Here is a 14,514-nt window from a genome sequence, read left to right as displayed (position 1 = left end):
TCAAGGTTCTGTTTGCTTTTCTTTGTTGTTGTACTCTTTAGCGCAACTTCTATATGTTATCACACTGCCAAGTGTTTGTCAACAACTTTTTTTAATTTATTTTTTTCAATCTTTCGATTGATCTGTGCTGTTTTTTAACAGCTTTGATATGTTACCATTTTTGTCAAAAGATGTCAATACCTTTTTCAAAACTTTTTTAATTATTTTTTCAGGCCTTCTTTTGACACAAAACAATCCACCGCAATCACTTGCAGTGGACTGTTATAATATCATTATTCAAAAAAACTGTCAAGATAAATCTCCCATTTTTTCAATTATTTTTTTAAATATTATTTCAAAATATTTTTTCAAATTTTTAAATCTATTTTTTCAAATTTGTACTAACTAATCAATGCCATACAGCATTAGCACCCCTGTACTCATCTTCAGGTAAAATAAGACATCGCATCCGTGAGTAATTTCAGGAAGATATTGTTGTCGTAGATGAAACTTAAGATCTTACTGTTGTGAATCATCAGCATGAGATCTCTTCCTAAATCAATACTGCTGAAGACGGTAATAATTAAAAATGCGATCCATACAAATACAAGCCCCTGCACCAAACCTAACACTAATCCCAGCACCTGATTTATCCCGTGGATAATCGGCAGGTTTGCAATAACATCCAGGGTCATCACTGTGATCCATAAAAAGCTCACCACCAACAGGAAGGTTGCCACAAAAGAAATAATATTCAATATAAGTGTAGCCATATAGCTGGGGATATACTCCTCAAAACTCTGCACAGCCAGTTTTTCATAGCCGGTCTTATTGTTATTGCTTTCCAGCATATTCTGGATTACGGCGGGCAGTTTCAACTCTTCTATTAGTTTTGCCTGATCAAGCATTGATATTCCATTACCAGAGTTATCCCCGGATCCATCTTGTCCCTTAATTCCTCCAGCCGCACTGTTTGGATTCTGGCTGTGGGAGTTCTCGCTGTTGTTCCGGTTATCGGTGTTCTGGTTATCCCCGTTTTGTACGTCTTTGGCATCTTTCTTCTCATTACCGGTAATTCCAAAGGCTGACTGGCATTTTTCTTCAATCATGCTGTACAAAGGGGTTTGGGTTTTCAAAAACTCCGTAACATAGGGCGTTGCTATGGAAACCAAAACAATAGATACAATTAATGAAACCATAGATACAAATGTCTTGATAAATCCCCTTCTATAACCATTTAATATAAAGAATAATAGCACCAACAGCACTATAATTGTTAGTAGATTCATGATGTTTTCTCCTATTTAAGTCTTATCTGATCAGTACTGTTCTGTGTAATTATCGTGTATTTCCGAAAACCTTTCGCACTCATAACATTAATGATGGGCTTTCGGTAGCTGCCGGAAAATTTCTCTTTTCCTCCCAGACTGTATATGGCAAACTTGCCTTCGTTAAACATGATAATCTCATCGCCATCAATCTTGATCTGTTTATAATCCAGGTCAAAATATTTCTGCATGGTCTTTCTGCCACTGAGGTTATAGAGACGCATGAGATATTTGTGGTCTGGATCATCACTCCCTACTACTATCCCTATATCTGTATCGCTGTAGAAGATACTAACGATCTCTTCCTCCAGATCGATTTTAACACTTTCCTGGGGGACTTGGCTGCCTTTAAAAATGGTAAACCCGTCATTGCGAAATGCCACCGACGTCGAATCATTCATAAATAATGTTTTAGGAACTATGGTATTATCATAGGTTACACTGCTCACTTCATTATTAATCTGGGTCTGCCCTACAGAATCAAAATTATAAAATGCAATCTTGGTACTCATCTTTTCTTTTGCTACATTCAGGTAAGATACCATCATCTTTAATCCGTCCGGTGCCAGGGCAATATCCATGGGATATCCAAAATCATTAACCGAAGTGCGGTTCTCTGCAATTGGATTACCTTTGGTATCATAAAAATTAATCCAGGTTGTGTCCCCTTCTTCCAGTACTGCTGCTACAACACCTTGATTTGCCACCTTAACTTTTAATATGGGCATTGAAGTTTCAAAGGAACCGATCTGTCCATTTTCATCAAAAATATAGATCTGGGTTCCCTTTTGATCCCCTACAACCGCCGTTGTCCCACAGATATCAATTATGGGGCTCTGCATACTGAACGTCGCACTGAATAAGACTTCATTTCCTGAACTGACGCAGCTCACACCATCTGGGCTGTACTTCAGCAGATTCCCTCCCAGCTGTGCATACTGTGTCGCTGTTATGTCAGATCTTTTCTCATTTGCCAGCGTTGCATAACTATGAAAAACCCGAACATAGTTATAAATAGAATACCCAATTATTAATAGCGCTATTACACCGATTGTAATTCCCCATCGGGAAAAAATTAATTTTTTATGTTTCTTAATCTTTGTTGTTAAATCCAGCATTTCATCACTTTGCGTTTGAAGCTGCTTTTTCTCCAGCCTCTTATCCTTTATTTTTTGAATCTTTTCCCTGATCTTAATAAACTTAAACTTGTCCTTAAAAAAGTCTTTTATCTTTCCCATCTGTACTCTCTTTCGTATCTCCAAGTATTATTTTAATTTATCGTTTGAAACAGTATAACATACTTTTTTATGGGAGTACAATTTTTTGTCCGGGTAAAATCGTATTTTTATCTGTAATTCCATTTAAGGAACAGATATCTTCGACTTTATCCAGTGTTCCATAATACATTTCACTTATGGTTGCCAGGGTGTCGCCGTCCTTTACCACATACGAAGCACGTCCCATTGTCTCTCTTGCAGGCTGTTTCGCCGGATCTGTCTGGTTCTGGGCATCGTTCTGCTGTGCCTGGCTTGTCTTATCCTGCTGGTCAGCCTGTTCCGTCTGCTGTGTCTGGCCGCTTTGTGCTGCATTGCTATCCTGGCTTTCTGAAGCCACTGCGTTCGTATCCTTGGCAGCTTCCGTACTATTTGCTTCATCTGATTTTGCCTGTTGCCCGTTATCCTTCGCTGCCTCTGTCTCTTGGTTTCCTTTTACTCCGTTTGCCTCTTCTGTAGCCGGCTGGGGTTCTGTTTCCCTGCTGCTGTCTTCTTTATTTTTATCAATTGCTGCATTTTTTTCGGAAACACTCTGCTCTTTCTCTGTCTTTGTCTGTACAGGTGCCATAGCAGATACGGAATCCGCATCACCTTCTGCCCCGGTTCCTTTGCCGCCCATGGATTCTGAGATTCCGGCAAGTGCCATTTCCATATCCTTCATTTTATCATAGTTATTAATGAGCGTAACTCCTATTATAAGAACGGTGAGCACAAGAAAAGAGCTGGCTGCATACAAAAGCTTTGTAGTAATTGGCTGCTTGTCCGACTCTTTGTTTTCCTGTTTTTCTTTCTTCTCTTTTTTCTCTTCCGCTATTTTCTTACGGAAGCTTTGTACTGCATCATCTTTTACCTCTGTCTCTTCCTCAACCGAACGGTCTTTGTTCATAGCCACCATGTATTCCTGCATCATGATGTTCTTTTCATAATAAATGTAGTAGCCTCTCTGAGCCACCAGCCTGCCGCTTTCAAGAGCAAATACTGCTGATTCATTCTCTGTGAAATCCCGCAGTATAAGTATCTGGTCTTCTCCCGGAAACTGGCTTTCATGTATGCGCTGCATTTCTTCCGTTGCAATCAGCGTGGATTCTTCTTCCCCCAGATACCAGCCGACTATTTCTCTGCCGTCAAAATACTCCATCATCTGCTGCTGGACCTTGTCCCACATTTCTTCTCCGAAATCCAATTCATCTACAGCCAGTGCTCCATTTATAAATATATAACGGTTCTTACCTGCCCTTTGTACTTCCCCCAGAAGAATTGCCGCTGCCCGCTGCGTTCCTTCTTTCCTATCGTTTGCTAACTGATGCATGTAAGTAACCGCATAATCTTCAATGTAAATTTTCCTGTCTTGTCCGCCTTCTCCGATCTGCCTGATATTTTTTGGCAGAGCTACCTGTGCTTCTCCATCTTTGTCCCCTTTGTGTTCCCCTTTGTAAATGACTTCTATCATACCCCTGTTCACTCCTTTATTGGTTCCATGATATTACAGAGATTATCATATTTTGAATGCAGATTTTATCAATTCATGGTAAGGAAATCCAGAGATTTCCGACATAATATCAATTTTGGCAACATGGTTTTTTATATTATTTAATTAATCTCGAAATACGGTATCACATTGAGTGAATATTTTAAAAAGAATGAGGATAAACTTTAGAAAAGCATCAGAAAGGGTAAAGAACATGCATTCCGACTCATTGAAAAAAACACATTATATCAACTCAAAAGAAAAAAACGCCCCGATTGTTTTAGGCGAACATTTACTTGATTTTTTACAAAGCCCGGATTTTAGCCAGGCCCCCCCTGTATTCGTGTGCATCGGCAGCGACCGGGTAACCGGTGACAGCCTGGGACCACTCATCGGAAGCCGGTTAAAGAAGCAATTAGGACGGCATTTCGCAGTATATGGAACTTTAGATTCGCCAATCCATGCCCTGAATCTGGATGAGGCAATCCAAAATATAAAAAAGCGCCACAGCAACAATACGATCATTGCTATAGACGCTTCTCTGGGCACGAAACGGCATCAGGGATACATTTCCATTGGGAAAGGCAGTCTGCTTCCCGGAGCCGGCGTAGAAAAGAAGTTAAACGCTGTAGGAGATGTCTTTATCACCGGGATCATTAATACTGCAGGGCGCTTCGCCCACCTGGCTTTGCAGACAACCAGGCTCTCTACCGTAATGCACCTGGCGGACTGCATGATCGACGGCATTCTGCTTGCCTGCCGTTATTATGCCCTGGACACAGACTCCCTGGATACCCTGTGGGATTTTGATGACCTGTATTCCCCTATGCCTGCTCTGGCTCCCACTACAGGCGCAACCTTAGACGCTAACTGATACATGGTACGATATCCAAAGGGGAGCTTGATCCTCTTTGGCATGATCTTACCGGAATAATGGTCGGTGATCTCGCATGCTCCGCAATATTTATCCGTAAGGCAGATAATATAAGATTCAAAATACTTTGGCGGTATGATGGTTAATGGCCACATATGCTTGCGGATAATATCCTTCTCCATATCATTCAGGTCAAAGTATTTTTCTGCCCTTCTAAGAGCCACTTTGGGATGTGTCAGTCCATGAAAACGGTCGCCGGTCTTTGCTGCATGTTCTCTCCAGTCATATAAAAACAAATCATGCAGCATGCCAGCCCTTGCCGCTGCTCTGGCATCCAGCCCCAGCAGTTTACAAATCTGATAATTATAATAAGCCACATTCAGACAATGCTGGTAACAGTCGGTATCACAATGATGGGGAAACTTCTTCATTAGCAGTACCACGGGATGTTCCATAATATCCCGGATACATTCATAAAATTCCTGCTTCATGTCATTGCGGTGACTCCTTGCCCGCCTGGCTCTGGCATCACGCGTCATAATATCCCTTCTTTCTGAACATTAAATTTTCTTTCGTTTTTTATTATACCCAAAACACCATTTAAATACCAGAGCATGTTTAGTCGATTCTCGGCTCAAAAGATTTTTCAGCAGACGTTAAAAATGCCATATGGCAGCCAGGCTTCATACTTTTGTATAAAATCTGACTTCCATATGACATTATGATTCATTAAAATTAAACAAACGATTTAATTTTTGTATAGATTCCTTCTGCATCAAGACCGTACTTATGCAGTAATGCTACTGCAGGACCTGATTCACCAAAGACATCATTAATACCGATTTTCATAACTTTTGTCGGTGCATTTTCGCTTAAGCAGTCACATACTGCACTGCCAAGCCCGCCGATAACAGAGTGTTCTTCTACTGTCACAACTTTACCGGTTTCTTTTGCAGCTGCAATAATCAATTCTTCATCCAGGGGTTTAATTGTGTGGATATTGATAACTTTTGCCTCTATGCCGTCTGCTGCCAGTTTTTCTGCTGCTTCCAGGCATGCAGATACCGGAAGTCCGCTTGCTACGATCGTAAGGTCTTTTCCTTCTCTTAAGACAACACCTTTTCCTAATTCGAATTTATATTCCGGTTTGTCGTTGATTACCGGAACGGCTAAACGTCCAAAACGTAAATATACCGGTCCATCGTATGTGACAGCTGCCGCAACTGCTGCTCTTGCTTCCACATCATCGGAAGGATTGATTACTACCATTCCCGGAATTGTTCTCATTAATGCAATGTCTTCATTACACTGATGGGTTGCTCCATCTTCACCAACGGAGATTCCGGCATGTGTCGCACCGATTTTTACATTTAAATGGGGATATCCAATGGAATTACGCACCTGTTCAAATGCACGTCCTGCTGCGAACATAGCAAAGGAACTCATAAACGGAATCTTACCGGTTGCTGCAAGTCCTGCTGCGATTCCTGCCATATTGCATTCTGCGATACCGCAGTCAATATGACGCTCCGGAAATGCTTTTTTAAAGATACCTGTTTTGGTAGCTGCTGCAAGGTCAGCGTCAAGTACTACGAGATTATCGTATTTTGCTCCTAATTCTGCCAGCGCATTTCCATAGCTGTCTCTGGTTGCAATTTTCTTTACTTCTGACATAATGCTTCACCTGCCTTTTCTAAATCTGACATAGCCACTGCATACTGCTCGTCGTTAGGAGCAGTTCCATGCCATGCTACTGAATTTTCCATAAAGGAAACTCCTTTACCTTTCACAGTCTTCATAACAATTGCTGTAGGCATTCCTTTTACTGTTTTTGCTTCGTCGAATGCTGCTTTTAACTGATCAAAATCATTTCCGTCAGCAACATTGATCACATGGAAATTGAATGCTTCAAACTTTTTGTCTATGGGATAAGGAGAACAAACATCTGCAACACTTCCGTCGATCTGCAGTCCGTTGTTATCTACGATTACCACCAGATTGTCTAACTTTCTGGCACCTGCGAACATAGATGCTTCCCATACCTGTCCTTCCTGGATCTCGCCATCACCAAGCAGGGTGTAAACACGGTAATCTTCGTTACTTAATTTTGCAGAAAGAGCCATTCCTACTGCTGCGGAGATTCCCTGTCCCAATGATCCGCTGGACATATCTACGCCCGGAATATGTTTCATATCCGGATGTCCCTGTAAATAGGAACCAAGATGACGTAAAGTTGTTAAGTCTTCTACCGGAAAATATCCTCTGTTAGCCAAAGTGGAATAGAGTCCCGGAGCCGTGTGGCCTTTTGACAAAACAAAACGGTCTCTGTCTGCTTTCTTTGGATCCTTCGGATCAATATTCATTTCCTCAAAATATAAATAAGTAAACACATCTGCTGCTGATAAAGATCCGCCCGGATGTCCTGCTTTAGCGCTGTGCACTGCAGTTACAATCCCTTTACGGACTTCATTGGCAGTTTTCTGAAGCTCTAATTTGTTCATATAATCCTCCTGAAATTTATTCCTGCGAGCAAAGAGCCAGGCGGACATGCCTGTATGTCCATCTGGCGCTGCTGCGAAGGTCAAATCCCCCGCAGGCTGCTGCGCTGCTAATTTGTTTCCCCGCCGCCAGCAGTGGGGTATTTGACCGGATAGTCACATTATAACCTTAATATATTCCATATGTAAAGTACTTAATTCCATACGGGTAACCTCCCGCAAATGACTTGTTACTGTCCACACCTGCTCACAGTAGCAGCATCTGCCCATCTAAAGCCGCCTATGGCTATTAATGAAGTGACCTTCTATTATTCACCAAATACTGCCTTATAATCTGCCTGGAATTTTTCAATACCTGCATCTGTTAACGGATGTTTTGTCATCTGCTCAATAACAGAGTAAGGAACTGTTGCGATATCAGCGCCAGCTAAAGCACAGTCTGTAACATGAATCGGGTTACGAACGCTTGCTGCAATAATTTCAGTTTCGATTCCTGCTACTGCAAACATTTCAGCAATTTCAGAGATTAAATCAACACCTCTTACAGAGATGTCATCCAGACGTCCAAGGAAAGGCGATACATAGGAAGCACCTGCTCTAGCTGCTAATAATGCCTGGTTAGCGGAGAAAATCAGAGTAACGTTTGTTTTGATTCCTTCACTTGCCAGAACTTTTGTTGCTTTTAATCCTTCTACGGTCATTGGAATTTTAACTACCATATTTGGATGGATTTTCGCAATTTCTCTTCCTTCTGCGATCATTCCCTCTGCATCAGTTGTGGTAGCTTTTACTTCTCCGCTGATCGGTCCGTCAACAATGGATGTGATTTCTTTGATTACTTCAACAAAATCTCTTCCTTCTTTTGCGATCAGGGATGGGTTGGTTGTAACACCACAGATAACGCCCATATCATTTGCTTTTTTAATGTCCTCTACTTTTGCTGTGTCGATGAAAAATTTCATTTTGTTTCCTCCTTTGGAATGTGTGGTTATGACATTTATTTTAATGAATCGCTGAATGGATTCATCCTTTCTTTGTTATTAACAGTATAGCATATGTTTTTAAATGTTCAATAGGGCGCATTTTTATTAATTATTTTATCTATTAATAATATTATTTTTATTAATAGAAATATCGTATATTTTCTGGGATTAACTGTTGTTCTTAGGTTTTTTGGAGCATTTTCCCTTTTAATATTAAATTTTATTAATAATAATTTTTACAAAAGTATTTAATTTATTTTTTTAATTCTTCGCATAGGAGGTCGTTCCGCGGACAATCAGTTTGGGTTCATATTCCACATGATAAATGCTGGTTGGCTGAAGTTCCAGCGCATCCAGAGTATTTTTGGAATGGATTTTACGGATAATAATATCGCAGGCATCCCTGCCCTTTAAAGGTACAAAATGTTCGATTGTGGTAAGTGACATTCGCTTCATTTTAGAAAAAAGTATATTGTCGCAGCCAATAACGGAAACATCTCCTGGAACTTTTAGCTTTGCTTCATATAAAGCATCCATAATGCCAAAAGCAATCATATCATTCAGTCCAGCAATCGCCGTCAGGTCATCGTGCTCTTTTAGCAGCTCTTTGGTGAGATCGTATCCCATCTTGTATTCCGAATCAATACTTGGCATGACGGTATCCATGTCCTCATCTGCTGATTTAACATATACCGTATCTCCAAACCCTGCTGCACGGAACTCTTTGACAAATCCTTCCACACGTTTAAATCGCTGCCTCTGCCGGTCAGTCAGGGGTGGTGATACGAATGCCGCCCTCTGGTGTCCCAATTCCAGCAGGTGCTTTGCCATCAGCCTGCCGGGTTTTGAATTATTCAGTTCCACTGCATCCACTTCCATGATATCTTCCCGGTTATTGATTACTACAAACGGGATGTGTTCTGCCAGTTCTTTCACCTGTTCCATAAAGCAGGTACTGGGATTACTGGTATAGATAATTCCCAGGGGCTGGACACTGTCCATCATTTTCAGATAATATTCTTCCATCTTCAGATCTCTCTGGGTGTTGCAGACAAATACAGCATATCCCTCTTCTTTTGCAACCCCTTCAATACCCTGAAGCAGCATGACATAATAAGGGTTGGTCAGCGTCGGACAGAAAACGGTGATGAGTTTCCTGGCTTTATTGTCTTTCCTTACTCTTCGCTTTGGTATGTCATATCCCAGCTCACGGGCTGTATGTTCCACTTTTTCAACGGTTTCTTTGGAAAAAGAAACGTTGTATTTCTTATTTAATATCATGGAAACAGTTGCCTGGGATACCCCGGATGCTTTTGCTACGTCTGATGAAGTTACCTTGTTCTTTTTCACTGTGCTTCCTGCTTTCTGTATGTTTACGTTATTCTTTTTCATTTTGGAAGAGCCTGTCTGACAAGAGCATATATCCGAATGTGCGTACCCTGATGAATCCATTAATTCTCGTTTACTTTACGGATTACCCTGCAGGGATTGCCAACTGCCAGACTGTCTGGCGGAATATCCTTTGCAACGACGCTGCCTGCACCGATTACACTGTTTGCACCAATCGTTACTCCCGGAAGCACCATAACGCCTGCGCAGATCCAGACATTGTCACCTATGGTAACCGGATGTGTGTATTCCAGTCCTTGAATCCGCTGTTCCGTGTCCATGGCATGTTCTTCCGTTATAATACATACATTGGGCGCAATAAACACGTTGTTTCCAATGGTGATCTTTCCGCTGTCCATAAGCTTGCAGTTGACGTTCAGGAAAAAGTTATCACCTACTGTGGTATTATAACCATAAGTACAGAAAAGCGGCTGTTCCACAACGCAGTTTTTGCCTGTACTGCCAAGCAGTTCCTGTATGGCTGCCTGCCTTGCTTCCCGGTCAAGCGGGTGGATATTGTTGTATTCGTATAGCTTTTTTACCGTTACGTCGCGGTCTGCTGCCAGTTCAGGATCCCCTGGCTGATATAGCATTTCCGCATATGATTTTTCTTTTTCTGTCATACAGTTTACTCCTTCATACGATTTGTTATTTCTGCCCCGCATGGCTATTGTTTTGCTTAGATATGAGGCTTGCAGACATCATCATTTACTTTGAAACCATTATACCAAAGGAATGCAAAAAAGGCTACTTGATGCAGATAATTTATTTTGTAAGAAAAATTTCAGAAATAACCCTTAAAAATGACGGTATTATCAGCTATAATAGATTTAATGAATTCAGAAAAGCGGTAGGAGGAAGATATGGAGTCTGGAAAAATACTGGTGGTAGATGACGACCGGGAAATTGTTCGTGCAATTGCAAAGCTTTTAGAACTGGAGGGTTATCAGGTGTTGCGTGCCTATGACGGGCTGGAGGCTCTGGATCTGGTCATGAGTAACGAAATCCATTTAATATTACTGGATGTGATGATGCCCAGGCTAAACGGCCTGTCGGCAATGATGAAGATCCGGGAGAGCAAAAACATCCCCATTATCATCCTTTCAGCAAAAACAGAGGAGAGTGATAAGGTCCTTGGTTTATCTATGGGTGCGGATGACTATGTATCAAAGCCTTTTAATACGGCAGAGCTTATTGCAAGAGTAAAATCCCAGCTTCGCAGGTATCTGGCACTTGGTACAATCGGATCCGGGGATCAGGCAAATGATAATATCATCTCACTTGGAGATCTCGTTTTGGATAAAAACAGCAAAGAAATCCAGGTTAACGGCAAAAATGCGAAGCTCACTGCAACAGAATATAAGATACTGGAACTGCTGATGGGCAATCCAGGCAGAGTTTTCTCTGCAGAAGAAATATACAGCCGGGTATGGAATGAAGAAGCATACTCGGTGGAGAACACGGTAATGGTGCATATAAGGCGCATTCGGGAGAAAATTGAAATCAATCCGAAAACGCCGCAATACTTAAAGGTGGTATGGGGAATTGGATATAAAATTGAAAAATATCAACACTGAAAAAGAATATAAATATGTATGGTTTGGAATTCTGACCCTGGGATTGTCCGGTATCAGCGCAGCTTCGGCAGAGCTGTCGTTTTCAGATTCCGCTCCGGGATTTTTATTATGGCTGGTTATTTATGCCTGCGGTGCTGCCTCTGTATTGGCGGTCATTGAATTAGTAAGACGCCTGGGTGCTGCAAAAGAAGAGATCTTTATTGACTACCTGGATAACTGGAAGCTGGAGACGCCAGTCATTCTTTTACTGGTATTCTATTTCTTTTATAAAATATTTATTTATCACAGCTGGTTCTATCGAATTGTAGACGATGCAGGAAGTCTGGGCATGAGCTTTGCCTTTCTGCTGACGTCCCTGAACCTGTTTTTACTGTCCATTCCTTTTATGCTGGTAATATCCGGACTGATCCTGGTATTTATCAGACATTTTAAAATTCTGGAATTAAGGGAGAATAACCGTTACAAAACAATATTGCCGAAACTCAAAGAATACTACCGGCAAAACCGGTCTTTATATGAACAAAACTATGATTTTCAGAAAAAGCAGTATAAGCATACTGTTTTCGGCGTTGTGACAATTATTATGATGATGTTTGCCCTGGCTTTATTTTTAGGCGCATCGGACTTCTTAATGTATACCGGCGGCCCCGGCGCTCTGTTTATTATCGTTTTATATATATGCGGCTTTATTGGTATTTTCCAGTATATTGGAGGACAACGGCGGGTTGGACGAATGGGTAAAGTCCTGGATGCGGTTGAACTGATTGAATCAGGGGGCACTTACCATCCGGATGGTACATTAAAGAAAAACCCTGCATTTGAAAAGACATCTGACCAGTTAGTGTCTATCCAGAAGCAGATGCAGACCAGCGCTACGGAGCAGAAAAAAAGTGAACGAATGAAGGTGGATCTGATCACGAATGTGTCTCATGACCTGAAGACTCCCCTTACGTCCATTATCAGCTATATCGATTTACTGCAAAAAGAAGAGGGACTCTCTGAGGAAGCAAATGATTATCTGAAGATTCTTGCCCAGAAGTCCGATCGTCTCAAGGATATGGTTCAGGATTTATTCGAGATCTCAAAGGCTACCAGCGGAACCATTGAACTGGAACTGGAATGCCTGAATATGAGAAAACTGCTGGAGCAGACATTGGGTGATATGGATGACCAGATTCAAAAATCAGGCCTTGTAATTAAGAAAAATTTCTGTAAAGAGGATGCTTATTTCCTGGGAGACGGAAAAAGAATGTACCGTGTCTACCAGAATCTGATTGAAAATGCGCTGAAATATTCCCTCACCGGTACCAGAATTTATATTGACCTTTTAGTTGAGGGCGCACGGGTAACAACGGTGATCAAAAATATTGCAGGGTACGAGATGAACTTTATAGACGGTGATATCACCGAGCGTTTTGTACGGGGTGACAAAGAGCGCAGTTCGGAAGGAAACGGGCTTGGCCTTTCCATAGCCAAAAGCTTTACGGAGATGTGTTACGGGAATCTGGATATTGATGTTGACGGAGATTTATTCAAGGTTACGGTTTCATTTCCGGAAACGAATAAGCAATGAACCGTTTCGTAATAGCGGTACGGATATTGCTACAATTAGCAGAACAGCAGACGCCAGTTAATATGGGGTCTGCTGTTTTGTTATTTTGGATATGTTCCTTTTAAGTCCGTTCATCTATTGCTGTAATTCCGTTTATATAATACTCCGATTATATTCATCTACTATTCTGCCTACCAGACTAACACGTTCAATATCACCGGTAGATGATAATTCATCAGATATCCCCAGTATCAGCCTTGGGGCAAACAACGAAATGCATTCATGAACCTGGCTTTTCAATTCCTCCTCGGTAAACTCTTTATCAAATAGGATGGCTGCTATACCATCTATCAACCACATTTCATCTCCCAGGGCTTCTTTCACCTCCTGTAATGTAACATCCCCCTGTGGTTTGGGCGTAATTGCCTCTATACCATCCAGACCTGTCATCTTGGCATATTTCAGTATATCTTTTGTATCCCCATCCCAGTGGGAGTAGACAAATTTACCCGCTTTATGAAGAAGCTCACACCTTTTTTGATATGCAGGAAGCACATATTTTTCAAAATAATACGGTGGCAGAGTTTTACAATGAAGATTATCCCCAAAATTAATCATTTCAATGGGAGATTGGTTAATTACTGCAATCATTCGCTCATGATTTTTTTCAAGGGCAAGAAAAAACCGTTCCACCGCATCCGGATAATCAGCCAAAGCGTATATGGCATTTTCAACCCCCATTAAATCTATGTACAAATACTGTATATTTACCCTTGGCATAAATATGGCAGGTGCACCGATTCTTTCCCATTTTTCATAGACTTTCTCATATGTTCCCTGATCCCATTCCCACTCCTGATGGTTTACAACATAACTCATAACCTCCAGATCTTCTTCTGTCTCTACCCACCATTTTTTCGGAAAGCTTCCCGAATTGGAAGAATTAGACACCATAATACAGTTGAGGATACCCACCGGAGTTTGAATAATCTGTTCTATTTCCATTTCAGAGATTTTGTTTTCTCTACGTATAATGCTACTGTCTTCCTTTATTTTAAAACAGTCATTGTATTCATAAATCCGGTTAGCACATTTAAGCCCCCGATAAATATCCGGCAGGTTTGCTCCTTTAAATCTGCCGGGCAACTCTTCCTGTGCAAACTTCTTATCATCGTACCAGCAGCCAATTCTTGGCTGCCATAGGATTCTTCCATTTGTCTTATTATGTATTACATCCAGTTGATACTGATAAAGATCCAGTTCACAGTGATCTGTCTCCATAGAATACCTCCTATTCTGTATCCTGATTAAAACTGCTCCAGGTTTCAAAAACCGTATAAACATTGTCAGGGTCAGCACCGGGACCAAACTCGCATTGTGCAATACATCCCCCGTTTTTCCAAAGCTTTTTATATACCTGCCGGACCGCCTCTGCTACTTCCTCTTTTGTTCCGTCAGGTAAAATATGCTGACGGTCTATCTCCCCCCAAAACGTAATTTTTCCGCGATATTTCTCAAGTTCTTCTAAGCCAATGCAGAAAATTTGAGAATTGAAAGCGTCAAGACCCAATTCTATCAATCTGGGATAAATT

The 14,514-nt window shown here is 41.3% G+C and carries 13 protein-coding genes and 1 pseudogene; 3 read left to right on the top strand and 11 right to left on the bottom strand.

Features of this window, described 5'->3' with window-relative positions; translation table 11 throughout:
• Window positions 1-425: 425 nt before the first annotated feature.
• The 3 genes from ACH2DQ_RS24035 to ACH2DQ_RS24025 form a co-directional block, all read right to left on the bottom strand.
• Window positions 426-1,268 carry a CvpA family protein gene (locus ACH2DQ_RS24035; RefSeq protein WP_394915269.1) on the bottom strand — a complete coding sequence of 281 codons (843 nt, stop codon included), beginning with the start codon at window positions 1,266-1,268 and terminating at the stop codon, window positions 426-428.
• An 11-nt stretch (window positions 1,269-1,279) separates the two neighbouring features.
• Entirely contained in the window at window positions 1,280-2,545 is a 1,266-nt protein-coding gene (locus ACH2DQ_RS24030; protein ID WP_394915268.1) for a DUF5711 family protein, read from the bottom strand.
• 67 nt (window positions 2,546-2,612) lie between these two features.
• The gene (locus ACH2DQ_RS24025) at window positions 2,613-4,031 is read right to left on the bottom strand and encodes a LysM peptidoglycan-binding domain-containing protein (protein WP_394915267.1); all 1,419 of its coding nucleotides are present in this window, start codon (window positions 4,029-4,031) and stop codon (window positions 2,613-2,615) included.
• A 232-nt stretch (window positions 4,032-4,263) separates the two neighbouring features.
• Here ACH2DQ_RS24025 and yyaC point away from each other — a divergent pair, with 232 nt between their 5' ends.
• Entirely contained in the window at window positions 4,264-4,923 is a 660-nt protein-coding gene (yyaC, locus tag ACH2DQ_RS24020) for a spore protease YyaC (RefSeq protein ID WP_394915266.1), read from the top strand.
• Here yyaC and ACH2DQ_RS24015 read toward each other — a convergent pair.
• The 6 genes from ACH2DQ_RS24015 to ACH2DQ_RS23990 form a co-directional block, all read right to left on the bottom strand.
• Window positions 4,815-5,462, bottom strand: coding sequence for an HDIG domain-containing metalloprotein (locus ACH2DQ_RS24015; RefSeq protein WP_394915265.1), 648 nt, complete (start codon window positions 5,460-5,462; stop codon window positions 4,815-4,817). The two genes, yyaC and ACH2DQ_RS24015, sit on opposite strands and share 109 nt — an antisense overlap.
• A gap of 196 nt (window positions 5,463-5,658) precedes the next feature.
• On the bottom strand, window positions 5,659-6,597 hold the full coding sequence (locus ACH2DQ_RS24010) for a transketolase family protein (protein WP_394915264.1): 939 nt from the start codon (window positions 6,595-6,597) through the stop codon (window positions 5,659-5,661).
• Window positions 6,585-7,424, bottom strand: a complete 840-nt coding sequence (locus tag ACH2DQ_RS24005) for a transketolase (RefSeq protein ID WP_394915263.1) — start codon at window positions 7,422-7,424, stop codon at window positions 6,585-6,587. The genes ACH2DQ_RS24010 and ACH2DQ_RS24005 overlap by 13 nt, the downstream gene beginning before the upstream one ends.
• Window positions 7,425-7,729: 305 nt before the next feature.
• Window positions 7,730-8,383: a fructose-6-phosphate aldolase gene (gene fsa / locus ACH2DQ_RS24000; protein ID WP_394915262.1), complete on the bottom strand. Its 654-nt coding sequence runs from the start codon at window positions 8,381-8,383 to the stop codon at window positions 7,730-7,732.
• Window positions 8,384-8,665: 282 nt separating this feature from the next.
• The gene (locus ACH2DQ_RS23995) at window positions 8,666-9,754 is read right to left on the bottom strand and encodes a LacI family DNA-binding transcriptional regulator (protein ID WP_394915261.1); all 1,089 of its coding nucleotides are present in this window, start codon (window positions 9,752-9,754) and stop codon (window positions 8,666-8,668) included.
• 101 nt (window positions 9,755-9,855) lie between these two features.
• The gene (locus ACH2DQ_RS23990; protein ID WP_394915260.1) at window positions 9,856-10,416 is read right to left on the bottom strand and encodes a sugar O-acetyltransferase; all 561 of its coding nucleotides are present in this window, start codon (window positions 10,414-10,416) and stop codon (window positions 9,856-9,858) included.
• A 240-nt stretch (window positions 10,417-10,656) separates the two neighbouring features.
• On the opposite strand from ACH2DQ_RS23990, the gene ACH2DQ_RS23985 reads away from it, so the two are divergent.
• Window positions 10,657-11,370: a response regulator transcription factor gene (locus tag ACH2DQ_RS23985; protein WP_394915259.1), complete on the top strand. Its 714-nt coding sequence runs from the start codon at window positions 10,657-10,659 to the stop codon at window positions 11,368-11,370.
• Entirely contained in the window at window positions 11,339-12,943 is a 1,605-nt protein-coding gene (locus ACH2DQ_RS23980; RefSeq protein WP_394915258.1) for a sensor histidine kinase, read from the top strand. The genes ACH2DQ_RS23985 and ACH2DQ_RS23980 overlap by 32 nt, the downstream gene beginning before the upstream one ends.
• Before the next feature lie 132 nt (window positions 12,944-13,075).
• Here the strand turns inward: ACH2DQ_RS23980 and ACH2DQ_RS23975 are convergent, their stop codons facing one another.
• Together ACH2DQ_RS23975 and ACH2DQ_RS23970 are read right to left on the bottom strand one after the other, a co-directional pair.
• Window positions 13,076-14,203 carry a uroporphyrinogen decarboxylase family protein gene (locus ACH2DQ_RS23975; protein WP_394915257.1) on the bottom strand — a complete coding sequence of 376 codons (1,128 nt, stop codon included), beginning with the start codon at window positions 14,201-14,203 and terminating at the stop codon, window positions 13,076-13,078.
• A gap of 10 nt (window positions 14,204-14,213) precedes the next feature.
• Window positions 14,214-14,514: pseudogene (locus ACH2DQ_RS23970) on the bottom strand (hypothetical protein); the annotation flags it as partial.

The sequence above is a fragment of the Robinsoniella sp. genome, assembly GCF_034124845.1.
Note: the sequence above shows the minus strand (reverse complement) of the source record. Positions and strands in the feature narration are given on the sequence as shown.

Excerpts from the sequence above, each read along its gene's own strand:
- ACH2DQ_RS24015 (WP_394915265.1), bottom strand. The coding sequence starts at position 5,462 with ATGACGCGTGATGCCAGAGCCAGGCGGGCAAGGAGTCACCGCAATGAC.
- ACH2DQ_RS24005 (WP_394915263.1), bottom strand. The coding sequence starts at position 7,424 with ATGAACAAATTAGAGCTTCAGAAAACTGCCAATGAAGTCCGTAAAGGG.
- ACH2DQ_RS23975 (WP_394915257.1), bottom strand. The coding sequence starts at position 14,203 with ATGGAGACAGATCACTGTGAACTGGATCTTTATCAGTATCAACTGGAT.
- ACH2DQ_RS24030 (WP_394915268.1), bottom strand. The coding sequence starts at position 2,545 with ATGGGAAAGATAAAAGACTTTTTTAAGGACAAGTTTAAGTTTATTAAG.
- ACH2DQ_RS24010 (WP_394915264.1), bottom strand. The coding sequence starts at position 6,597 with ATGTCAGAAGTAAAGAAAATTGCAACCAGAGACAGCTATGGAAATGCG.
- yyaC (WP_394915266.1), top strand. The coding sequence starts at position 4,264 with ATGCATTCCGACTCATTGAAAAAAACACATTATATCAACTCAAAAGAA.
- ACH2DQ_RS23985 (WP_394915259.1), top strand. The coding sequence starts at position 10,657 with ATGGAGTCTGGAAAAATACTGGTGGTAGATGACGACCGGGAAATTGTT.
- fsa (WP_394915262.1), bottom strand. The coding sequence starts at position 8,383 with ATGAAATTTTTCATCGACACAGCAAAAGTAGAGGACATTAAAAAAGCA.
- ACH2DQ_RS23990 (WP_394915260.1), bottom strand. The coding sequence starts at position 10,416 with ATGACAGAAAAAGAAAAATCATATGCGGAAATGCTATATCAGCCAGGG.
- ACH2DQ_RS24035 (WP_394915269.1), bottom strand. The coding sequence starts at position 1,268 with ATGAATCTACTAACAATTATAGTGCTGTTGGTGCTATTATTCTTTATA.
- ACH2DQ_RS24025 (WP_394915267.1), bottom strand. The coding sequence starts at position 4,031 with ATGATAGAAGTCATTTACAAAGGGGAACACAAAGGGGACAAAGATGGA.